Below are 21,834 nucleotides of genomic sequence, written 5' to 3' on the forward strand. Positions count from 1 at the left end.
GCGCCGGGGCCATATCCTGATGGTGTGAACTGGACTGTCGATGTGCCGATCGACCGCTTGCCGACCCTTCCGCCGCTCCCCGACGAGCTGCGCGAACGGCTGGACGCGGCCCTGGCCAAGCCCGCCCTGCAGCAGCCGAGCTGGCCCGAGGACCAGGCGTCGGCGATGCGCACCGTGCTCGAGAGCGTGCCACCGATCACCGTGGCCCGCGAGGTCGAGGAGCTGCAGAACCACCTCGCCGCGGTCGCGCGCGGCGAAGCCTTCCTGCTCCAGGGCGGCGACTGCGCCGAGACCTTCGCCGACAACACCGAGCCGCACATCAAGGCCAACATCCGCACGCTGCTGCAGATGGCCGTCGTGCTGACCTACGGCGCGTCGCTGCCGGTCGTGAAGGTCGCACGGATCGCCGGGCAGTACGCCAAACCGCGATCGTCGGACATCGATGCGCTCGGGCTGCAGTCGTACCGGGGCGACATGATCAACTCCCTCGTCGCGGACGCGGCCGTGCGCGCACACGATCCGTCCCGGCTCATCCGTGCCTACGCCAACGCCAGCGCCGCGATGAACCTGGTCCGGGCCATCACTGCCGCCGGCGAGGCGGACCTGCACCGGGTGCACGACTGGAACCGGGAGTTCGTCGCCTCGTCGCCGGCCGGTGCGCGGTACGAGGCCCTCGCCTCCGAGATCGACCGCGGCCTGCGTTTCATGGACGCGTGCGGCGTCGTCGACCCCAATCTGAAGGCCGCCACCATCTACGCCAGCCACGAGGCGCTGGTCCTCGACTACGAGCGGGCAATGCTGCGGCTCGACAACACCGACGGGCACCCGCGGCTGTACGACCTGTCCGCGCACTTCCTGTGGATCGGTGACCGTACCCGGCAGCTCGACGGCGCCCACATCGCCTTCGCCGAGCTACTCGCGAACCCGATCGGCCTGAAGATCGGTCCGAGCACCACGCCCGAGATGGCGGCTGAGTACGTCGAGCGGCTCGATCCCACCAACAAGCCGGGCCGGTTGACCCTCATCTCCCGGATGGGGCACGCGAAGGTGCGCGATCTGCTACCTGCGATCATCGCGAAGGTGCAGGCGACCGGACGTCAGGTCATCTGGCAGTGCGACCCGATGCACGGCAACACGCACGAGGCGTCCACGGGGTACAAGACCCGGCACTTCGACCGGATCGTCGACGAGGTGCAAGGCTTCTTCGAGGTGCACAACGCACTCGGCACGCACCCGGGCGGCATCCACATCGAACTCACCGGCGAGGACGTCACCGAGTGCCTCGGCGGCGCGCAGGACATCTCCGACATCGACCTGCACGGCCGCTACGAGACGGCGTGCGATCCCCGCCTGAACACGCAGCAGTCGCTGGAGCTGGCGTTCCTGGTCGCGGAGATGCTCCGCGGCTGACTCCGGCAGGGTCTCAGGGCAGGGCGGTGAGGGTCACCGTGCCGCCCGGCTCGACCCGGTCGCCCGCCCCCGGGCTCTGACCGATCACCACCGAGCGGTCGGAGCCCGCGAACTGGCGCACCTCGACGTCCAGACCGAGCCGGCCGAGTTCGTCGCGCGCCGCGGCGACCGTGCGGCCCAGCAGTGAGGGCACCTTCACGGCATTCGACACCAGCAGCGTGACGCTGCCGCCGGCGTTGACCCGGTTCCCGATCGCCGGATCGGTGCCGACGACTCGTCCCGCATCGACGTCCGCGTCGAACACCTCCCGCGACTCGCGCACCGTGAGTCCCACCGTGTCCAGGGCCCGCCGGGCCTCGTCGACGGTGCGGCCCGCGACGTCGGGCACATCCACCGGCGGTGACCCCTTGCTGACGATCACCGCGACTTCCGCCCCCACCGGAAGGACTGTGCCGGGTGCCGGGTCGAGCGCGGCGACCCCGCCCTCCTCGACGGCGGTGCTGTAGGCCGAGCCACCGTCCACCGGGACAAAGGTCCGGTTACGCAGTTCCTGTTCGATGACGTCGCGGTCGCCGTCACCGACGATCGTGGGCACGGTCGGCCGGCCCAGCGAGACGAGCAGCACGACCTCGTCGCCCCGGGCGACCCGGCTGCCGGCCTCCGGGTCGGTGCCGAGCACGGTGTCGACGGAGGCGTCGTCGGAGTACTCCCCCCGTACCTCGGGGGTCACGTCTGCGGCCTGCAGGGCCGCGAGCGCGGTGTCCCGATCGGCCCCGAGCACGCTCGGGACGGTGGTCATCCGCCCGGACCCGAGCCACCATCCGCCGAAGCCGACGGCCAGCGCCAGGACCAGGATCGCCAGTAGCCACAGCAGCGTCGTCCGCCGGTTCCGTCGGCGCTCGGCGGCGAAATCGGCCGGCTCGGCCCGGAGCCCCGAGGTCTCGGCACGCGGGTGTTGCTGGGTGACGACCTTGGTGTGCTGCGGACCGGCGGGGGAGAGCTGGGCGGCGAGACCCGGAGCCGCCGGAGGGGGCAACGGTCGCGACGGCGGTGCCGCTGCGCGCACGGCCACGGTCGGTGGCGCGGGAACCACCGTAGCCGTCGCCGGTTCCGCGGCGGCCGAACGATGCTGCGCGGACCGCTGCGGAGCGGGCACCCGGTAGCGGGGCAACGCCAGGGCATCGCAGACCTCGCTCAGCGCGGCGGCCATCGCCCCGGCATCCGGGAACCGCTCACCGGGCTCTCGTTCGGTGGCGTGCCGGACCAGCTCGTCGAACTGCTCCGGGACCCCGTCGATGAGGGCGCCGGGGTCCGGGACGTCCCGATCGACCCGCTGGTAGGCCACCGACAGCGACGTGTCGCCGGTGAACGGGGTGCGTCCGGTCAGCATCTCGAACAGCAGGATCCCGGTCGCGTACACGTCGCTGCGTGCGTCCGCGGTACCCGTGGTCACCTGTTCCGGCGACAGATATGCGGCGGTCCCCAGGATGACACTGCGCGACGTCGTCGTTGCCGCGGCGACCGCACGCACCAGGCCGAAATCGGCGATCTTCACCTCCCCGGCATCGGAGATCAGCACATTCTCCGGCTTGACGTCACGGTGCACCAGGCCGGCGCGGTGCGCCACGGCGAGCGCCCCCAGCACCGGCGCCGCGACGGCCGCCGCCGCGTGCGGGGGCATCGGGCCCCGCTCGCGCAGCAGTTCACGCAGCGTGCCGCCCTCGACCAGTTCCATCACCAGGAAGACGTGGTCCCCGTCCTGTCCCTGGTCGTACACCGCAACCAGACCCGGATGGGTCAACCGCGCCACCGAGCGCGCCTCGAACTCGAACCGCGCCAGGAACTGGGGATCGGCCGCGAACTGCGGATCCATGACCTTCACCGCCACCGGACGGTCGAGTCGCAGGTCCGTGCCTCGGTACACGATGGACATGCCGCCGCGGGCGATCGGTGCCTCGATGCGGTAGCGCCGTTCGAGCACCGTGCCGATCAGGCGGTCGCCTCCAGAGCTCACCCGGTGTACCCCCGTGTCCGTGCCGTCGTCTTGCTGCGTCAGGTGCGGCGTACGCGGGGAAGACCGCCGGGTTCGCCTCTGTCGATCGTAGCCAGCGCACCAACCGTCCGGTCGCCCGAGCGCGGCTCGCCGCGGTGACACCTGCGCGGCTCGCCGCGGTGACACCTGCGCGGCTCGCCGCGGTGACACCTGCGCGGCTCGCCGCGGTGACACCTGCGCGGCTCGCCGCGGTCACTCCTGCGCGGCTCGCCGCGGTGGCCACCCGTACCGGCCGTTGACGGCCCGCCGCCGTGGACCCGATAACGTTGGCAGCGTGAGTGCTATCCCTTACAGCGAAGACGTCCTCGACCGCTCCGTACCCGTGCTCCAACTGGTCGACGTGGCGAAGCAGCTCGGTCTGGTGATCACCCGGGTCCACCAGCTGCTGCGTGACCGCCAACTCCTGGCGATCAAGCGGGACGGCGTGCTGGCGGTGCCTGCGGCATTCTTCGACGACGACGGTCAGATCCTCACGGGCATCCCCGGTCTCATCGCGGTGCTGCACGACGGAGGATTCCGGGACGACGAGATCCTGAACTGGATGTTCCGGGACGACGACACGCTCACGGGCGGCTCTCCGGCCGCGGCGATGCACACCCACGCGAGGCGGGAGGTCATGCGCCGGGCGCAGGCACTCGGCTTCTGACTCCGGGCGTTCAGCGCAGGCGGGCCAGCTGGGTCAGCGCAACCCGCGCACGGCGCCGGCCGGGGACCACGGCGCGCTCGTCCAGGACGCGGTAACCGCTGCGCTCGACCTCGTCGAGGATTCCGCCGTACAACGCGAAGGCGGTGCGGATGCCGGGCCGGATCCGGTCCGGCAGCAGCGCCAGACCGGGCTCGGCGCGCCGGTACTCCGCGCGCGTGAGCGCCACGAAGTGGGCCAGTGCCCGGCGCACCCGCGGATCCGGGGTCCCGCCGGTCCGCCGACCGTGCTCGAGCAGCGCGACATCGACCCCGAAGGCGGCCCACGTGTCGGCCGGCAGGTAGGTGCGTCCCCGGTCGAGGTCCTCGCCCACGTCCCGGATGAAGTTCGTGAGCTGGAAGGCTTCTCCGAGCGCCGCGGCGTAGGGTGCAGCCGCGTCGATGTCGGCCACCTCGAACACGGGCAGCAGCTGCAGCCCGATGACCGCCGCCGAACCGTACATGTACTCCCGCAGCTGCGGCATGTCGTCGTAGCGCGGGCGGAACTCGGGGGTGCCGGGAATGTCCATCCGCATCGACCGGACGAACGCCTCGAAGTACTCCAGAGGCAGGTCGTAACGCCGGATGGTCTCGGCCAGCGCCCCGACCACCAGACCGGTCGCGTCCGCCGGTCCGGGGTCGCCCGCGAGCGCGGCGTGCAGCCGGCGCTCCGTTTCGGTCACCTGCAGGGCAGCGGCGGCCGGGTCGTCGACGGCGGTCACGTCGACGATGTCGTCGACGAGACGAGCGAAGCCGTAGAGGGCGTGGACCGCCGACCGCCGCGGCCGGGGCAGGAGACGAGTGGCGAGATAGTACGTCCGGCCGTGTGTGGCCGCCAGTTCCTCGCAATAGCGGAATCCTGCGTCGGTCTCGGGCACGGTCACCTCGGATCCGGGCGGACGGTGGGGACGGGCGGTTCCCGTCGCGCGCGCAGCCGCAACGGGTCGACGGTACGCAGCGACGCGGCGGCGATCACCGAGGCGACCACAGCCAGGAGCACATGGGCGAGGTTGTACATGCCGATCGAGCCGTCGGGGTTGAAGATCAGCATCAGCCAGGTCGACAGGCCCACGAGCACCGCCAATGTGGTCGTCGACAGGGCGAAGCCCGCGGCCACCGCGAGCGGCCACGAGTAGTACCACGGCAGGGCGGCCGGCGAGAGCATCGTGATCGCGGTCAGCGTGATCACGATGCCGAGCACCGCATCGCGCTCGGTGCGCCGGAACCGCCACCACGTCACCACCATGATCACCAGCAACGCGACGGCGCAGAGCATGCGGGTGACATCCAGGATCGAGCCCAGCTGCCACGGCGTGAACCACGTGACCGCGTGCGCCATGATCGTCGGCAGCGACAGCCAGTTGATGATCTTCGACGAGCCGGACAAGGCCGTCAGCCAGCCGATGCCGACTCCTGCGAGCGCCGAGGCCGCCCCGAACACGGCCGCGAACACCAGCAACCCCGCGCCTGCGGTCTTCCCGAACAGCACGATCGGCGATGCCGGTTCGCGGCCCTGCGCCCGCGCCCGGTCCCGCTCGTGCAGAATCCAGATCCACACCAGGAAGGGCAGCGCGATTCCCGCCGATGCCTTGACCGCGGCGCCGACGGACACGAGGGCGATGCCGCCGACGTGTCGGCCCTCGAGTACGAGCACGATGCCGGCGATCATGAACCCGACCATCAGCATCTCGTTGTGCACACCGCCGATGAGGTGGATCAGGATCAGGGGGTTGAGCACCGCCAGCCACAGGGCGATGCGGGGGTTGCCGCCGAGCCGGCGTGCGAGCTTCGGCACGGCCCACGCGGTGAGCACCAGCCCCGGCAGCATCGTCAGCCGCAGCAACCAGGTACCGGTGACGACATCGTCGCCGGTCAGCGACGTGATGCCCGCGCCGAGCAGCAGATGCACCGGACCGTACGGGGTGGTGGTCGTCTTCCACACGTTGCTCACGTTGTCGAGCAGCACACCCGGGTTGACGACCGGACCGTCGAGGTACGGGTCGAAGCCGTCGCGCAGCATCGCCCCCTGGGCGAGGTAGGAGTAGGCGTCGCGGCTGAACATCGGCGGCGCCACCAACAGCGGCGCCACCCACATCGGCAGCACCGTCCACAGCTCGCGCAGGGTCACGTGCCCGGAGAGTGTGCTCCGGCCCAGCCGCACCCAGGCCGCGATCATCAGCAGGACGCCGGCCCAGATCAGGATCGTCGAGAGCAGCAGGCCGTGCCCGAACCGCAACCAGGACAGGTACAGCTCTTCGAGCAGCGGGTCCTGCCGCCGGACGCTGCCCGCCCCGAAGCCGCCGAACGTGACGAAGGCGGCGCCGAGGGCGCCCAGGAGGCCCGCATTGCCGGCCGGGCTCCGCAGGAAGTCGCCCGGTCCGCTCCGCGCGGGCCGCGAGGCGGCAGGCTGCTGTTCCGGCGGGCGCTGCTGTTCCGGGGGACGCTGCTGTTCCGGGGGACGCTGCTGTTCCGGGGGACGCTGCTGTTCCGGGGGACGCTGCGGTCCGGACGGATGCTGTGGAGCAGCGTCGGAAGGGGCAGGGGACGACATGGTTGCGAGTTCCTCCCCCGGGAAGTCGTGGACGGTGCGGGGCCCGGGCGCGGCGCGGGCGGACAGGTGAACGAGGTGACAGTTTAGTTCAGCCGCCACCGTCCGCGGTCCACCACTCACCGCGAGGTGCGGACCCCGAGCCGCTCGGCCGCGAGCCGGCCCGACAGAACGACCGTCGGCACGCCGACCCCCGGCACGGTCCCGGAGCCCGCGAGCACGACGTTGGGATGGCGCGGATCCAGGTTCCGCCGCCGGAACGGGCCGGTCTGCCGGAAGACGTGCGCCCCGGAGAACGGGCTGCCTTCCAGCATGCCCCGGGCCTGCCAGGTGGCCGGGGTGTCGATGTGGTCGATGCGGAACTCGTCGGCGACGCCGTCGTATCCGCGCCGGCCGAGGACGGTCAGCAGTTCGGCGGCGTACGGGTCGGCCAGAGCGGACCAGTCGTACGGGGCGCTGTCCAGGTTGGGGCACGGCGCGAGCACCGACAACGGCTCGTGCCGGACGCCGTCGCGGACGAAGCCCTGACCCGGGTCGCTCAACGCCGGCCGGGTGATCAGCAGCGACGGGTCGCTCATGAGCCGGCCGCGGCCGCGTCCCGCGCTGATCTCGGCGAACGTCTCCTCCCACGACGCCCCGAAGTCGATGGTGTGGTGGTGGGTCGCGGGCCAACGCGCGGCAACGGCGGACGGCACGCTCCCGTGCAGCACCACGGCCGACGGTGACGCGAGCACGCGGCGCCGCCGACGTGGCGGCAGCAGCCTGTCCACGACCGGCAGGTCCGGGCTCAGCACCACGGCATCGCACAGCACGCGTTCCCCCGAGGCGGTGCGCACGGCGGTAGCCGTGCGGCCGTCGAAGTCGAGACCCGTGACCTCGGTGCCGAGGCGCAGGTCCCCGCCGGCAGCGACGATCGCGTCGGCCATCGCGCGGGCCAGCACCCGCATGCCACCCTCCACCGCATACACGCCGAGGGAGGTGTCCATGTGGGCGATGGCGCCGTACACCGCCAGGGCCCGGGCGGGTGCGACGCCCGCGTACAGCGCCTGGAAAGTGAACACGCGGCGCAACCGCGGGTCGGTGATCCGGCGGTTCACCTGGGCCCCGAGCCGGCCGAACCCTCCCAGCCGGAGCAGCGTCGCCAGGTCCCGCACCGCCGCGGGGGAGGCGACCAGGTCGAGGGGGGAGTCGAAGTTCCCGGCCATGAACCGGTCGAACTCGGCGTCGAAGATCTCCGCGAGCCAGGAGCGCAGCCGAAGGTAGCGTTGCGCCTCCTCGGCCCCGCACACCCGGGTGATCTCGGCGACCATCGCGTCCGGATCGGTGTGCACGTCGAGGGTCGTGCCGTCGGCGAACCGGGCGTGGTACGCCGGGGCGAGCCGGCGCAGCCGTACCGCCGGGGTGACGGACTCGAAGTCGGCGCCGACCGCCGCCAAGGCGTCGGCGATGAGTTCCGGCATGGTGAGCACGGTGGCGCCGTTGTCGATCTCGTAACCGGGTCCGGTGTGCACCCCCACCCGGCCGCCGACGGTCGCCTCGCGTTCGAGGACGGTCACCTTGCGGCCGGCGCCGAGCAGGTACAGCGCCGTCGAGAGCCCGGCCAGGCCGGCGCCGACGACGACCACGCGCTCGGCGCCCGTCACGGTGCGCATCAGGCGGCCCGCCGCGTCGCGTCGAGCGCCGCCGCCCGCAGGCGGGCCTTGCCCTCGTCCGTCGCGCCCGAGCCGTCGAGCGTCGCCAGCGCGGCGTCGGTGAGCGCGGCGATGCGCCGCTCCACCCGGTCCACGGCTCCGAGCTCGGTGATGACCGTCCGCAACCTCTCGACGTCCGCGTCGGACAGGTCCGAACCGATACTCTCGCGCAGCAGCCGGGCGGCCTCGGGATCCCGGGCGTCGGCGGATTCCAGGGCCAGCGCGTACAACACCGTCCGCTTGCCCGACCGCAGGTCGTCACCGGACGGCTTGCCCGTGACCTCCGGATCCCCGAACACGCCGAGCAGGTCGTCGCGAAGCTGGAAGGCGAGCCCGATATCGGTGCCGAACTCCCGGTAGGCGGTGATCAGCGCGTCGTCGGCGCCGGCGAGCGCGGCGCCGAGATGCAAGGGCCGCTCGATCGTGTACGCGGCGGTCTTGAACCGGTTGACACGCATCGCAGCGGGCACGGACTCGTCGGCGGACACCTCGCCCGCGATGTCGAGGAACTGCCCGCCGAGGACCTCGGTGCGCATCGCCGACCACACCGGTGCGATCCGCGCGGTCGTGGCCGAATCCAATCCGGCCTCCCGGACCATGTCGTCGGCCCAGGCCAGAGCGAGGTCACCGAGGAGGATGGCCACGGCGGTACCGAACTGCTCGGGCCGGCCCCGCCAGCCCGATGCGCGGTGCTGCTCGGCGAATTCGACGTGCACGGTCGGGAAGCCACGACGGGTGGTGGACGCATCGATGATGTCGTCGTGGACCAGGGCGCAGGCCTGCACCAGTTCGAGTGCCGAACAGGCCCGCAGCACGGCGGGTGCGTCGAGACCGGACGGATCGCCGCCGGCGCCGATCCAGCCGTTCCACGCGAACGCCGGACGCACCCGCTTGCCGCCGCGCAGCACGAAGGACTCGAGTGCCGTCACGGCCTCGGGATAGCCACCGCCGATCGGCTCGACGAGATCGATCCGCGAGACGAAGAAGTCGCGCAGGGCGCCCTCCACGAGATCGGGGAACAAGGCGGTGGGCACGGGTTCGGATCCGGTGAACAGGGCGTCCTCCTGGTCGTGTGTGGAGCGGCCCGTCGGGCGACGGCGGGTGCGGCCCGATCGCGCGACGAAACGCGCCGAGTCCACCCGCGCCCAGCCTATCCGGCGGCCGGGGGGCTTGCCCCGGTTCGGCCCGCTCCGACGTGCCCCTATGCTGGTCGGGTGACATTCGATTCCGACAGCGGGCCGGTCGGCGGTGGAGAATCCCGTACGCCGTCGGTGGTGGACCGTCTCCGTGCGCCCCGCGGCGCACGCATCCCGTTCTCGGTGGAGTTCTCCCCGCCGCGCGACGCCGACGCGGAGGCGCGCCTGTGGCGCGCCGTGCGCGAGTTCGAACGCCTCGGCCCGGCCTTCGTGTCGATGACGTACGGAGCGGGTGGTTCCACCCGGGACCGCACCGTGCGGGTCACCGGTCAGCTGGCGCAGGAAACCACGCTCCTGCCGGTCGCGCACCTGACCGCCGTCGGGCACAGCATCGACGAACTGCGCGCCATGGTCGGTGCCTACGCCGATCGCGGTATCACCAACATCCTCGCGTTGCGAGGTGACCCGCCGGGCAATCCGCTGGGTGAATGGACCCGGCATCCGCAGGGGCTCGAGTACGCGGAGGAACTCGTCCGTTTGGTCCGCGACCTCGGTGACTTCCATGTGGGGGTGGCGTCGTTCCCCGAGGCGCACCACCGCTCCCCGGACCTCGAGCACGACACGCGGTATCTCGTCCACAAGCTGCGCGCGGGCGCCGAGTACTCGATCACCCAGATGTTCTTCGACGTCGAGGACTACCTGCGACTGCGGGACCGGGTCGTGGCCTACGATCCGGAGCAGGGAGCCAAACCGATCATCCCGGAGATCATGCCGATCACGTCGTTGCGCACGGCGCGGCGCAGCCTCGAGCTGTCCGGGTCGAAGCTCCCGGCCACCCTCGAAGAGCGCCTCGTCCGGGCCGCCGGGAACGGCCCGGAGGAGGACCGTGCCGCCGTGCGGGAAGTGGGCATCGACGTCGCCACCGAGATGGCGGAGCGGCTCATCGCCGAGGGCGCGCCCTGCCTGCACTTCATCACCCTGAACTTCGCGCGGGCCACCCGCGAAGTGCTCGCCCGTCTCGGCATCGCGGTGCCCACGGCGGTCTGACCGGACGCTCGGAGCGGGGCACTCAGGGCAGTGGCACTCAGGGCAGGGGCACTCAGGGCAGGGGCCTGTCCTTCCAGCCGAGCCGGCCGGTGCGTCGCGCACGGAGCGAGTCGATCGCCAGCGCCGCGAACGCGCACACCGCGAACGGGTGGGTGCAGCCGGCCGCCACGTCGGACCGGTCGGGGCCGCCGCGTTCGGTCGCCCGGGCCACGGTCCGGGACACGATCGCCGCGGCGGTGCCCACGACCCCCCAGCGCCGGGCCGGTCCGGGACCGAGAACAACCGCCACGGGCGGCAGCACGTAGGTCACCGCGGCAGCGACGAGCACCGCCGCGGACCCGGCGGGGGAACCGAATGCCGACCACAGCCAACGCGTGTATCCGGCGCGCAGCGGCGCTGCGCCCTCGTACATCCGGCAGGACGCGAGGTTGCCGGCCGCGGCCACCATGGTGCGCCGCCCGGACCGGCGCAGAGCCCGGGCGAGGTCGAGGTCCTCGGTGGGGCTGGCCGCGACGGCGACGTGTCCGCCCACGGCGGCGTACGCCGACGCGTCGAACACCAGGAACTGACCACACGAGACCGCCATCGACGGTCGGTTCGAGCGGTGGGACACCGCGATCGGCAGCGTCGCGAACCAGGACCAGAACAGCAGCGGCTGTACGAGGCGTTCGGCGGCGGACCCGGCCTGCTGGAAGGGCCACGGGGTGAGCAGGTGGGCCCGGCGGTCGCGCAGCACGGTCACCGCGGCCGCCACTGCACCCGGGGCCAACCGCACGTCCGCGTCGACGAAGGCGACCACGCCGGACGGATCGGTGGCCGCGTAGGCACGTGCGCACGCCGCGGCCTTGCCCGTCCACCCGGGGGGTGGTGGCGCGGTCGAGCGGATCACCGTGACGCGGGGATCGTCCCCGGCCGCGAGCCGGGCCGCCTCGGTCGTGCCGTCGACCGAGTCGTCGTCGAAGATCACCACCCGCAGCCGGCGCAGACCGCGCTGGGCGCGCAGATCCGCGACGAGCGGGGGCAGGCGACGGGCTTCGTTGCGGGCGGGGACGATCACCGTCACCGGTTCGTCGACGACAGCGCCGGGGGCGAGCCTGGGCAGGGTGAGGCGATTGGCGACAGCCACGGCGGCTCCCAGTGTCGCGGCGACGGCCCCGGCACGGACGACGCCGACCAGCGCCCGCATCGCCTACGACGCCGTCGCGTCGTCGCGAGCTCGCCGCGGGGGAGCGGGGTTGCGGTTCATCCAGGCGAGCGCTCCGATGATCGCCGCGACACCCGTCGTGACACCGGCGACGATGCCTGCCCAGCCGGCGAATCCCCTGGTGTTCGGATCGGCGTAGCGGACCTCGGCGCGCAACGTGCTCACCTCCCCGGCCGGCAGCTTCCACGTGACGATCGAATCGGAGTCACGGTTGCCGTTGGTCGTCGCGACCCGGGCCGGGAACGCGATCGTGATCTGCACGTCGGTGCCCTGGACGGGTACCGACTCGAGGTCGACCTTGCCGTTGACGCTCACCAGGTCGCCGGCGCGCTGCAGCGCGAGCTGGAAGGTGCCCGAGGTCTGGTCCGACATCGACCCCAGCTGTTGCACGTCCCCGAAGCTCAGATCACTGAAGAACACCTGACTACCGACGTACCCGTCCTGGTCGTACTCCTGCACGCGGACCTTGCCGGCGAGCGAGTCGGGAGCCGTCAGTTGCGGTCCCTTGTCGTTCTCGTCGGCGGGGATCGTCGCGGCCACGATCTGCCCGGAGACACGGTCGTCGGCCGAGACCCCCATCGTCGCCTGCACCCGCAGGCACCCGGCGAGGACAGGGACGAGCAGGAGCAGGAGCGCCGCCGCCGCGAGGGACCGGCGGCGGGAGCGGGGCGAGGTGGGCGGCTGCACAGCGACATCGTGCCAGGAGCGGGGGGACGTGTCAGACGCGAGCCCCTACCCCGGCGCGTCGCCGCAGGGACCACAGCAGCGGGACGCCGAGCGTACTCATGACCGCCGCCCCGTAGAGAGCCGAGTACTTCAGCTCGGGTACGCCCAGGAAGACGCTGTGGGCGAGCGCGGACCCGAGCCACGTCCACAGGAACAGCACCAGTGGGACGGTGTCGGTGCCCGGCTGCACCGGTCCGGTCCGGTCGAGCAGATCCAATCCCACGGCCATCAGCGTGGCGACGACGATCCAGCCGAGGTAGTTGGTGAGCGGGATCTGCTCGAGACCGGGCAGGCCGCCGCCGTTGCACCAGCTCCACTGACCGTCGGAGACCATCTGCGGATCGAGGTACAGGTCCCAGCCGACCATCCCCACCGTGGTGAGCGCGATGCGGGTCACCCGCTCGCGGTTCCCGTCCGGCCGCGAGATCCCGCCGCGCCCGGCGAGCAGCGAGGCCACGTACCAGACCGGGTACATCCCCGCCGTCCAGGCGAGCGGCACCACGAGGGGCACGTCGAACAGCGCGGGACCGAGCCGGTCGACGGCGTATGCGTAGCAGCCGTACGGGTACCCGGTCGCCGTGCCCACCACCTCGGAGGCGAAGCCGACACCTGCCGTGATCGCGAAGAATCCGGCGGTCCAGACCGGGCCGCGTCGCGTCGCCGCGTGCGCGAGCCCGGCGGCCGCGAGGAGGGTGACCACGGCGACGGTGACGAGGTCGCGGGCCTGGCCGGAGGTCAGCGGGTAGGCGATCTGCGCGGCGATGGCACCGCCGGCGAGAACGACGGGAAGCCGGTTCATCGACGCCACCGCCCCAGCGCACGGCGCACCGGGCCACCCGCGGAATCGGCGAGCGCGCGCTGCGCGGCAGCGCGTCCGCTCGCGCCGGAGACCCCGCCCCCGGGGTGGGTGGACGCGCCGGTCAGATAGACCCCGTCGGCGCCCGGGACCCGGTGCCCGGACAGCTCCGGCAGCGGCCGCCACATGAACATCTGGTCCAGCGACATCTCCACGTGCATGACATTGCCGCCGAGCAGGCCCAGTTCGCGTTCGATCTCGTGCGGCGTCTGGATGTGCCGGTGCCGGACGGAGCCGGCGAAGCCGGGCGCGAACCGCTCCATCTCGGCGACGATCCGATCCGTCTCCGACTCGGCCAGCGCGGACCACTGCCGGCCGCCGGAGAGCCGGTACGGGTGCCACTGCGACCACAGGGTCACCTGGTGTTCGCCGGGCGGGGCGATCGACGGATCGAGCGCCGTGAAACTCATGGCCAGCACGGCCGGTCGCGGCGGCAGTTCCCCCGCCAGGGCGGCGCCGTGCGCGAGGCGGAGCCGGGCCCGGTCCTCGACGAGCAGCTGCAGACCGCGCACGGTCTCGGCGGCATCGGCGGGACCACTCGGATACCGGGGCAGCGCGTCGGTCGCCAGGCGTACCACCATGCCGATACCCGGACCGACGCGGATCCGTCGCCGCCACGCGTCGAGGCGGGCGCGGTCGAATCCGCCGCGTTCGAGCAGATCGAACGTGGTCAGCACGTGACAACCGGCGATCACGGCGCGCGCGGTGACGACCCGTCCGGAATCGGTGCGGACCGCCCAGCCGTCCCCGGCGCGGCGGATCTCGGTGACGGCGTCGCCGAGCGCGACGACGCCACCGTCGGACCCGAGACGGGCGGCCAGGGCCTGCGTCAGCGCGCCGCTCCCGCCGATCGCCCGGCCGGGCGGCAGGGTGTGCATCAACGCCGCGACGCCGACCATGGGTGCGGTGCCGGGCTCGGACATCGGGGGCCCGGACTGGGCGCCGAACCAGGCGAGGGCGGCTTTGAGCGGTTCGTCGTCGAAGTACTCGTCGAGGAGGGCGTCGCCGGTGCCGAGGAACTGGCGGGAGAGGTCGCTACCGCCGCTGCCGGTGTCGAGACCCCAGAAGGACGAGAGCAGGTGCCGGCCGGTCGGCGGCGCCGAGAACGAGCGCATCACGCGGGCGCTGCGCGGACCCCACACCGTCACGAAGCGGCGGTAGGCGTCGGCCTCGCGTGGACCGCACGCGGCCTCGACGGATCGGCACGTGCGGTCGAGATCGCGATGGAAGACGATCCCCGGGCGGTCGCTGCCCGCCGGGGCGGGAGCGAACGCCCACGGGTCGCAGTCGACATAGTGCAGGCCGTGCGCGGCCAGATCGAGTTCCTCGACGATGCCGGTGTGCCGGATCATGACGTGCGCCGACGAACCGCGGTCGACCGCGTGCCCCGGGAAGCGTTCCACGGTCGACACGGCGCCGCCGAGTACGGTGTCCCGCTCGAGCACCTCCACGGACCGGCCCGCGCGGGCGAGGTAGCACGCGCTCACCAGGGCGTTGTGCCCGGAACCCACTACGACCGCGTCGATCACCCTGTCCACGCTACGGACCTTCGAGCGGAAGGTCCCGGCCCAGGACGGCGAAGGGACGGGCGTCCCCGGTGAACCGGAAGTGGCGGACGACGTCGCGGAACCCGAATCGCCGGTACAACCGCCAGGCCCTGTTGTCCTCGCCGGGTGCCTCGGGAGTCGACAGCAGCACCGTGCGCTCGGGACGGTCGCTCAGCAGCCGGCGCAGGAGCGCCTCGCCGATACGGTGACCCTGGGCGTCCGGCCGCACGTGCAGCTCGGTCAGTTCGAAGTAGTCGCCGAGGACGGCGTCGATCGTCTCCGGGGGGTAGCCGGCGTGGCGCATCCCGGTCCGCACCTGCTGGTTCCACCACTGGTGTGGTGACCCGCAATAGCCGTAGGCGATCGCGACGAGCGTCGACGGCTCCTCCGGCAGAGCCGCCGCGACGGCCTTCCATCCCGGGCGGGCGGAGTGTTCGGACCACATGGGCGCGCGGTGGTACTCGGTGCCGCGCGGGTATCGCATGGCGGCCACGTAGATGGGCAGCACCTCGGGCAGTCGCGCGCGGAACTCGGCGGCGGAGAGATCGACGACGATCGGTGCCGCGCCCCGCGGGGTCGCATCCGTACTCATGACGGGGACTGGACCGCCTTCCCTTGACTGCGTGTCGGTAGGTGCAGCTATATTGAATACGTCGAACGGATGTTCGATACCGGGGATCCGGTGATGTTCGAGGGAAGCGAACATCACCGGATCGTCGGGGCCGTGACCCGGCCGGTGCCCGGCGGGGTGCAGGGAGGTGTTCGGAATGATGACCGCGGCACGAACCACACAGTCCGCTGCCACACCGTCGGCTGCCACACCGTCGGCTGCCACACCGTCGGGTGCTACCGGTCCGCGGGCCGTCGGCCGTCCGGACTGCGCCGCCCGCCCGGTGTCCTCGCGCGCGGCAACCCTGCTCGACCGTGCGGACGAGTTGCTGTCGGCCGCCGCCGGCACCCCGGAGCCGTCCGAGCGGTTCCATCTGGCGTATCTCGCCGCGCTGCGCGGGGCCGGGGCCGTACTCGCGGGGGCCGAACTGCGGGCGGTCCACCGGCCGGCGCGTCGGCCCCGCACTCGCAACGCGTGGGTGCTCATGGCGCGCGCGGAGCCGGGATTCGCGGTCTGGGCCGACTTCTTCGCCGATCGTTCCGACACGCGCGCGGCGATCGAGGCGGGGGTCACCCGCTCCGTACCTGCCGACGAGGCGAGCCGCTTCTACGACGAGGTGGGCCGTTTCCTCCACGAGGTCGAGGACTACCTGACCGGCGCCGACGACCGCTCGGGGGGCGCAGAACCCGGCTCCGGAGCCGGCCGCCGCAGCGCATGATCGATGTGCGACGCAGCCCGGGTCGTTCGACGGCCCGGGCCGGGTCCGTCGGCCTCTCGTATGCAGGTCCTTCGGAACCGTGATCGAACTCGAATCCGCAGTTGGTGGTCCCCGCCGGGATGTACTCGTATTATTGAGCCAGGCGGCCGTCAAAGTCGGCCCCCCGTCGATCTGGACCGCAGATCCGGCGGCCACCGTTTAGTGCCGGGGGAGGTACCGTGCCACTCTCCGAGCACGAGCAGCGCATGCTCGAACAGATCGAGAGCGCGCTCTATGCTGAGGATCCCAAGTTCGCCTCTACCGTCCGGGGAAGCCGGATGGGGATGGCGTCCAGTCGGCGTCGGCTCCAGGCCGGCGCGTTGTTCGCACTGGGTTTGGCGTTGCTGATCGCGGGCGTCGCCCTCCCGGTGAAGCCGGGCGGGTTCCCGATCATCAGTCTCGTCGGATTCATCGTCATGTTCGGCGCGGGGGTCCTGCTCCTCCTCGGAGGCAAGCGCGGTCCAGGCGTCGGCGACGGTCCCCGCGGATCAGGTCGCGGTCCCGCGGAAGGTAGATCCCGCGGCGGCCGCAAGTCCGGCGGAGGGTTCAGCAAGAGGATGGAGGACCGCTTCCGTCGGCGTTTCGAGCAGGAGTAGCGCGCAGTACTTCACGCGAGTTCCCATGAACGGCGCGTCCCGGTAACCGGGGCGCGCCGTTCGGCTTCTCCCGGCGCGGCGGCGGGCGGCCCGCCGCCCCCACCGCGCCCGACCGTCGTCCCCCACCTCTCCCCACCGCCGTGCCCCACCGCGCCCCACTGCGGCGCCCGGCTCCGGTGAGCGGCCGTCGAGGCCGAGGCGACCAGGGTGTTCTCCCGGTCCCGAGTCCGTCGTCTCGCGGCGGGCCCGAGTCTCCCGCGGCGCGGCGGCACCGGCCTCGTCGTCGTCACCCACTCCGCCCCACCCGCCGTGAACTGCGGACGGTCGGAAAACGGCGCCGCGCGTGGGCGCGTAAGCGGTTGAACGTGGGGGAAAGTGGGGTAGTGTGGGTCGCGGCGGAGGGGTTCCTCCGTCGAGCGAAGGACAGGGTCCGGCCGGGGCGTGGCGGGGGGTGTCGAGTGTTCCTCGGTACCCACACGCCCAAGCTGGACGACAAGGGGCGGCTCACGCTGCCCGCGAAGTACCGAGACGAACTGGCGGGAGGGCTGATGATCACGAAGGGTCAGGACCACAGCCTTTCCGTCTTCCCGCGCGACGAGTTCGCCGCCCTGGCCGAGCGTGCCGCCGCGGCCTCGCGGAGTAATCCGCAGGCCCGCGCGTTCCTTCGGAGCCTGGCGGCGGGAACCGACGAGCAACGTCCCGATGCGCAGGGCCGGATCACCCTGTCCGCGGCCCACCGCAAGTACGCGGGACTCACGAAGGACTGCGTCGTGATCGGTGCCGTCAAACATCTGGAGATCTGGGACGCGGCGGCGTGGGAGCAGTACCTCGCCGAGCACGAGGAAGAATTTTCCGAAGCGAGAGACGAGGCCCTGCACGACATTCTGTGACCGGAACCGCAGCAACGACCGTAGTGCCACCGCGGCGAGTGCCGCGAGGCCTCTGCCCGACAGCGACCCTGACACACTTCCCCAGTGCCAGGTTCGTGAAACGGAACCCTGACGTACTTCCCCAACGCCAGGTTTCCAGTTCGGACAGAGACCTCGATGCATTCGCCGCGGTCGTCTCCGGACCCCGCCGCGACCCCCACCGAAGCCACGATCCGATCGCCCACGAACCGAGCAGGACAACCGGAGGAAGAATGGCGGAGGGGCAGGACGCGGCGGCGATTCCGGAGGCCGCGAGTCCGGAGAGCTTCGGTCATGTCCCCGTTCTGCTCGACCGCGCCGACGAGTTGCTCGGCCCCGCCCTCGAAGCCGCCGGTGCGGGCGCGATCTACGTGGACGCCACCCTCGGTCTCGGCGGACACTCCGAGCACTTCCTGCGCACCTACCCAGGGGCGCACCTGATCGGACTCGATCGCGACCCCGACGCCCTCGCCGTCGCCCGCCGGCGGCTCGCACCGTACGCCGACCGCACGCAGTTCGTGCACACCCGTTACGACGGCATCGCCGACGCCCTCGCCTCCTGCGGACTGGATCGGGTCGGATCCGTCCATGCGATCCTGTTCGACCTCGGCGTGTCCTCGATGCAGCTCGACGAGACCGAGCGGGGCTTCGCCTACTCCCGCGACGCCCCGCTGGACATGCGCATGGACCCCACCACGGGGATGACCGCGGCCGACGTCCTCAACACCTACAGCCACGGCGACCTCGCCCGCATCCTCAGCACCTACGGGGAGGAGCGGTTCGCCGGGAAGATCGCCTCGGAGATCGTGCGCCAGCGGGCGAAGGCGCCGCTGCGCACGAGCGGGGAGCTGGTGGAGTTGCTCTACCGGACCATCCCGGCCGCGTCCCGCCGAACCGGCGGGCATCCCGCCAAGCGCACGTTCCAGGCGCTGCGCGTCGAGGTCAACGGCGAACTCGACTCGCTGCGGGCCGCGATCCCGGACGCCCTGGATGCGCTCGCCGTCGGGGGACGGGTGGTGTTCATGTCGTACCAGTCCCTCGAGGATCGTGTGGTCAAGCAGATCCTCACGCCGCTGACGAAGTCGAAGAGCCCCGAGGGCCTCCCGGTGGAACTTCCGGGTACCGAGCCCGAGCTGCGGGTGCTTACCCGCGGCGCGGAACGGGCGACGGAGCAGGAGATCGAGGCAAACCCGCGTTCGGCGCCGGTGCGCCTGCGTGCCGCGGAACGAATCGCCAGGAGGTACCGATGACCGTACAGGTGGCAGCACCTGCCCGCCGTCCGGCGCGATCGACGGCCGCCCAGCGCGCCTATCAGCGGCGCAGTCGGCGTACGGCACATCTGGCCGCGGAGTCGACGACCCCCGCCCGGGCCCGCCGCAGCGGTCGTGTGGCGGCGCGAATTCCGTTCGTGGCCACCATCATCGCTCTCCTCGGGATCGGCATGGCCGTGACCCTCCTGTTGACCACGCGCGCCGCGGAGGACTCCTACCAGCTCAGCGCCGCGCGCGACTACAACCAGCGCCTCGTCCAGGAGCGCGCCGTCCTGCAGCGCGACGTCCAGGCCGGCAACTCGGCGCCGGTGCTGGCGATGCAGGCCGCGAAGCTCGGCATGATCCCCACCGGTGAGGTCGCCCGGCTCGTCGTCGGGGACGACGGCGGGGTACGGGTGGTGGGAACGCCCGCACCCGCCGAGGGGGCTCCGGCCGCGCCGCTGAACCCGCCGTCCCCCGATGACCGGACCCGGGCGCAGCTTCCACCCCTCGCGGGCAGCGCGGGCAGCGAGAACCCGCGACCGGTGACCCCGTCGGCCGGCGCCGATCGGTCCGCCGCGCCCTCCGGTGCTGCCGGCGGTGAGGCTCCCACCGCGACGACATCCCCGCTCACTCCGCCGTCCGCCGAGTCTGCCCCGGCACCCGAGTCCGCCACGCCGTCGCCCGGCAATGCCGGGGCCGCACCCGGTCAGCCGGAACAATTGGTGCCCGTGACCCCTGCGACGCAAGCCGAGGACGGGCGCCGGTGAGGCGAGGGACCCCACCGTCTTCCCGGCCGGTCCGCGGCCGCCCCGCCCCCTCCCGCCGGCCGATGCCCGTCCGGCGGGCCCGCTCCCGCCGGGTCTCCGGCGGGGCCGACACCACCGGGTTCCGGTTCCGCTACCGGTACGGCCGCGCGGTGATGTTCCTGGCGCTCGGGGTCGCGGCCGCACAACTGCTGTGGGTGCAGGTCGTCCAGGCTCCGCAGTTGACCGCCGAATCGGCCAGCCAGCGCACGACGCGGCTCGTCGAGCCCGCCACCCGCGGCACCATCGCCGACCGGAACGGCAATCCGCTGGCCTACACGATGGAGGCCAAGGCGCTGACGTTCCAGCCCGTGCGGGTGCGGCGGGAACTCGACGAGGCGCGGGCCGAGGACCCGACCCAGCCCGAGACCGACGCGTATCTGGAAGGCGTCGCCGCCGCGATCCACGAGGCGCTGGGCGCGGCCGCTCCCGAGGACGCGATCCTCGACAAGCTGCGCAGCGACGAGACGTTCGTCTATCTGGCGCGAGGCGTCGACCCGGCGGTTGCCACCGCGATCGTCGACGAATACGACCGGGTGGGTCTCGAGCGTCAGGACATCCGGCTGTATCCCGGCGGTGCGCTCGCCGCCAATCTCGTCGGTGCGACCGGCTGGGACGGGCACGGCCTCCTCGGCCTCGAGGACGCCATGGACTCCGTGCTCGCCGGCACCGATGGTTCGTCGACGTACGATCGGGGCTCCGACGGCGCGGTGATCCCCGGCAGCTGGCGCGATCAGCAGCCCGCCGTCGACGGCTCCGCGGTGGAGCTGACCATCGATTCCGACATCCAGTACTACGTGCAGCAGCAGGTTCAGCGGGCCAAGGACCTGTCCGGGGCGAAGAACGCCTCCGCCGTCGTGCTCGACGCCCGGACCGGCGAGGTCGTCGCCATGGCCAACGACGGTACGTTCGACCCCTCGATCGGGGTCGGCAACAACCCGAAGGACGCCGAACTCGGCAACCCCGCCGTCAGCACCCCCTTCGAACCGGGATCGGTGAACAAGATCGTCACCGCCGCCGCCGCGATCGAGGACGGGCTCACCACCCCGGACGAGGTGCTGCAGGTGCCCGGCACGATCCGGATGGCCGGCGTCACCGTCAAGGACGCATGGGACCACGGCGTCGTGCCCTACACCACGACCGGTGTGTTCGGAAAATCCTCCAACGTCGGGACTCTGATGCTCGCCGAACGGGTCGGTGAGGACCGGTTCGCGCAGATGCTCGACCTGTTCGGCCTCGGGCAGCGCACCGACGTGGGCCTGCCCGGCGAGTCCGCCGGCAGCGTGCCCAGTCGCGAGCAGTGGTCCGGTGGCACGTTCGCCAACCTGCCGATCGGGCAGGGTCTGTCCATGACGCTGCTGCAGATGGCCGGGATCTACCAGGCCGTCGCCAACGACGGCGAGCGGATCCCGCCGCGCGTCGTCCGCGCCGTCGTGGCCCCGGACGGCACCCGCACCGAAACACCCCGGCCGGAGCCGGTGCGGGTGGTCAGCCCGCAGACCGCCGCCACGGTGCGCGACATGTTCCGAGCCGTGGTGCAGGACGACACCGGCAATCAGCGCGGCACCGGTACCCCGGCCGCGATCGAGGGCTACCAGGTCTCGGGCAAGACCGGCACCGCCCAGCAGGTCGACCCGGCCTGCAAGTGCTACTCGAACTCGAACTACTGGATCACCTTCGCCGGGATCGCGCCCGCCGACCGTCCCCGCTACGTGATCGGCATCATGCTCGATGCGCCCACCCGCAGCGCCGACGGCAGTGGCGGCCAGTCCGCCGCACCGCTGTTCCACACGATCGCCTCGTGGTTGCTGCAGCGCGAGGGCGTGCCGCTGTCGGCCGACCCGGGCAGCAAACTGATCCTGCAGGTGGACTGAGCCGCGCGGGTGCGGTCGATCGCCGAGCACCTGTCGGCGCCGCCGCCACCCGTCGGTAACCTGACACGTCGGTACCGTGACACCGCGGTCGAGCCCGGGCACATGGCGGCCGCGGGAGTACGAAGAACGGCAGA

At 72.1% G+C, this 21,834-nt stretch carries 20 protein-coding genes; 10 read left to right on the forward strand and 10 right to left on the reverse strand.

Annotation, left to right across the window (positions count from 1 at the left end; genetic code table 11):
• Positions 1 to 24 precede the first annotated feature (24 nt).
• Positions 25 to 1,410 carry a class II 3-deoxy-7-phosphoheptulonate synthase gene (locus RR3_RS08575; RefSeq protein WP_010594365.1) on the forward strand — a complete coding sequence of 462 codons (1,386 nt, stop codon included), beginning with the start codon at positions 25 to 27 and terminating at the stop codon, positions 1,408 to 1,410.
• 13 nt (positions 1,411 to 1,423) lie between these two features.
• On the opposite strand, the gene pknB is transcribed toward RR3_RS08575, so the two are convergent.
• Positions 1,424 to 3,424: a Stk1 family PASTA domain-containing Ser/Thr kinase gene (pknB, locus tag RR3_RS08580; RefSeq protein WP_017681751.1), complete on the reverse strand. Its 2,001-nt coding sequence runs from the start codon at positions 3,422 to 3,424 to the stop codon at positions 1,424 to 1,426.
• A gap of 134 nt (positions 3,425 to 3,558) precedes the next feature.
• Between pknB and RR3_RS24870 the strand changes: the two genes are divergently transcribed.
• Positions 3,559 to 3,702, forward strand: coding sequence for a hypothetical protein (locus RR3_RS24870; protein WP_156525158.1), 144 nt, complete (start codon positions 3,559 to 3,561; stop codon positions 3,700 to 3,702).
• A 35-nt stretch (positions 3,703 to 3,737) separates the two neighbouring features.
• Positions 3,738 to 4,109 carry an Rv2175c family DNA-binding protein gene (locus tag RR3_RS08585; protein ID WP_026138005.1) on the forward strand — a complete coding sequence of 124 codons (372 nt, stop codon included), beginning with the start codon at positions 3,738 to 3,740 and terminating at the stop codon, positions 4,107 to 4,109.
• 10 nt (positions 4,110 to 4,119) lie between these two features.
• Here RR3_RS08585 and RR3_RS08590 read toward each other — a convergent pair whose 3' ends face one another.
• From RR3_RS08590 to RR3_RS08605, 4 genes are all read right to left on the reverse strand, one after another.
• Positions 4,120 to 5,028, reverse strand: a complete 909-nt coding sequence (locus RR3_RS08590; protein ID WP_010594368.1) for a phytoene/squalene synthase family protein — start codon at positions 5,026 to 5,028, stop codon at positions 4,120 to 4,122.
• Positions 5,025 to 6,695 (reverse strand): alpha-(1->6)-mannopyranosyltransferase A, encoded by a 1,671-nt coding sequence (locus RR3_RS08595; protein WP_072786378.1) that lies wholly within the window; start codon positions 6,693 to 6,695, stop codon positions 5,025 to 5,027. The genes RR3_RS08590 and RR3_RS08595 overlap by 4 nt, the downstream gene beginning before the upstream one ends.
• 116 nt (positions 6,696 to 6,811) lie before the next feature.
• Positions 6,812 to 8,344 (reverse strand): phytoene desaturase family protein, encoded by a 1,533-nt coding sequence (gene crtI / locus RR3_RS08600; RefSeq protein WP_017681753.1) that lies wholly within the window; start codon positions 8,342 to 8,344, stop codon positions 6,812 to 6,814.
• Entirely contained in the window at positions 8,344 to 9,390 is a 1,047-nt protein-coding gene (locus tag RR3_RS08605) for a polyprenyl synthetase family protein (RefSeq protein WP_040272706.1), read from the reverse strand. Before RR3_RS08605 ends, crtI begins: the two co-directional genes overlap by 1 nt.
• Positions 9,391 to 9,597: 207 nt before the next feature.
• On the opposite strand from RR3_RS08605, the gene metF reads away from it, so the two are divergent.
• Positions 9,598 to 10,566, forward strand: a complete 969-nt coding sequence (metF, locus tag RR3_RS08610) for a methylenetetrahydrofolate reductase [NAD(P)H] (RefSeq protein ID WP_172603580.1) — start codon at positions 9,598 to 9,600, stop codon at positions 10,564 to 10,566.
• Positions 10,567 to 10,618: 52 nt separating this feature from the next.
• Here metF and RR3_RS08615 read toward each other — a convergent pair whose 3' ends face one another.
• The 5 genes from RR3_RS08615 to RR3_RS08635 are packed head-to-tail and all read right to left on the reverse strand — an operon-like array spanning position 10,619 to position 15,491.
• Complete coding sequence (locus RR3_RS08615) at positions 10,619 to 11,752, reverse strand: glycosyltransferase family 2 protein (RefSeq protein ID WP_064066191.1); 1,134 nt, start codon at positions 11,750 to 11,752, stop codon at positions 10,619 to 10,621.
• A 3-nt stretch (positions 11,753 to 11,755) separates the two neighbouring features.
• Positions 11,756 to 12,457, reverse strand: coding sequence for an LppM family (lipo)protein (locus tag RR3_RS08620; RefSeq protein WP_010594375.1), 702 nt, complete (start codon positions 12,455 to 12,457; stop codon positions 11,756 to 11,758).
• 31 nt (positions 12,458 to 12,488) lie between these two features.
• Positions 12,489 to 13,295 (reverse strand): carotenoid biosynthesis protein, encoded by an 807-nt coding sequence (locus RR3_RS08625; RefSeq protein WP_010594376.1) that lies wholly within the window; start codon positions 13,293 to 13,295, stop codon positions 12,489 to 12,491.
• Complete coding sequence (locus tag RR3_RS08630; protein WP_010594377.1) at positions 13,292 to 14,881, reverse strand: phytoene desaturase family protein; 1,590 nt, start codon at positions 14,879 to 14,881, stop codon at positions 13,292 to 13,294. Before RR3_RS08630 ends, RR3_RS08625 begins: the two co-directional genes overlap by 4 nt.
• Before the next feature lie 10 nt (positions 14,882 to 14,891).
• Positions 14,892 to 15,491, reverse strand: coding sequence for a GNAT family N-acetyltransferase (locus RR3_RS08635; protein ID WP_010594378.1), 600 nt, complete (start codon positions 15,489 to 15,491; stop codon positions 14,892 to 14,894).
• A 301-nt stretch (positions 15,492 to 15,792) separates the two neighbouring features.
• Between RR3_RS08635 and RR3_RS08640 the strand changes: the two genes are divergently transcribed.
• The 6 genes from RR3_RS08640 (at position 15,793) to RR3_RS08665 (ending at position 21,700) form a co-directional block, all read left to right on the forward strand.
• Positions 15,793 to 16,227, forward strand: coding sequence for an SAV_6107 family HEPN domain-containing protein (locus tag RR3_RS08640; protein WP_043805390.1), 435 nt, complete (start codon positions 15,793 to 15,795; stop codon positions 16,225 to 16,227).
• 218 nt (positions 16,228 to 16,445) lie between these two features.
• Positions 16,446 to 16,862 (forward strand): SCO2097 family morphological protein, encoded by a 417-nt coding sequence (locus tag RR3_RS08645; RefSeq protein ID WP_010594380.1) that lies wholly within the window; start codon positions 16,446 to 16,448, stop codon positions 16,860 to 16,862.
• Positions 16,863 to 17,320: 458 nt separating this feature from the next.
• Positions 17,321 to 17,752, forward strand: coding sequence for a division/cell wall cluster transcriptional repressor MraZ (gene mraZ, locus RR3_RS08650; RefSeq protein WP_010594381.1), 432 nt, complete (start codon positions 17,321 to 17,323; stop codon positions 17,750 to 17,752).
• A 251-nt stretch (positions 17,753 to 18,003) separates the two neighbouring features.
• A complete protein-coding gene (gene rsmH / locus RR3_RS08655) occupies positions 18,004 to 19,020 on the forward strand; it encodes a 16S rRNA (cytosine(1402)-N(4))-methyltransferase RsmH (protein WP_010594382.1) in 1,017 nt (338 codons plus the stop codon).
• Between the two features lie 137 nt (positions 19,021 to 19,157).
• Complete coding sequence (ftsL, locus tag RR3_RS08660) at positions 19,158 to 19,790, forward strand: cell division protein FtsL (protein WP_010594383.1); 633 nt, start codon at positions 19,158 to 19,160, stop codon at positions 19,788 to 19,790.
• Positions 19,791 to 19,852: 62 nt separating this feature from the next.
• Complete coding sequence (locus tag RR3_RS08665) at positions 19,853 to 21,700, forward strand: peptidoglycan D,D-transpeptidase FtsI family protein (RefSeq protein ID WP_010594384.1); 1,848 nt, start codon at positions 19,853 to 19,855, stop codon at positions 21,698 to 21,700.
• Positions 21,701 to 21,834: the final 134 nt, after the last annotated feature.

It is taken from the genome of Rhodococcus ruber NBRC 15591 (assembly GCF_001894945.1).
In the GTDB taxonomy this organism is placed as follows: Bacteria; Actinomycetota; Actinomycetes; order Mycobacteriales; family Mycobacteriaceae; genus Rhodococcus; species Rhodococcus ruber.

Bases quoted from the DNA above. Each gene is read 5' to 3' on its own strand.
- RR3_RS08595 (WP_072786378.1), bottom strand. From the start codon at position 6,695: ATGTCGTCCCCTGCCCCTTCCGACGCTGCTCCACAGCATCCGTCCGGA.
- crtI (WP_017681753.1), bottom strand. From the start codon at position 8,344: ATGCGCACCGTGACGGGCGCCGAGCGCGTGGTCGTCGTCGGCGCCGGC.
- RR3_RS08615 (WP_064066191.1), bottom strand. From the start codon at position 11,752: ATGCGGGCGCTGGTCGGCGTCGTCCGTGCCGGGGCCGTCGCCGCGACA.
- RR3_RS08625 (WP_010594376.1), bottom strand. From the start codon at position 13,295: ATGAACCGGCTTCCCGTCGTTCTCGCCGGCGGTGCCATCGCCGCGCAG.
- RR3_RS08635 (WP_010594378.1), bottom strand. From the start codon at position 15,491: ATGAGTACGGATGCGACCCCGCGGGGCGCGGCACCGATCGTCGTCGAT.
- rsmH (WP_010594382.1), top strand. From the start codon at position 18,004: ATGGCGGAGGGGCAGGACGCGGCGGCGATTCCGGAGGCCGCGAGTCCG.
- RR3_RS08665 (WP_010594384.1), top strand. From the start codon at position 19,853: ATGCCCGTCCGGCGGGCCCGCTCCCGCCGGGTCTCCGGCGGGGCCGAC.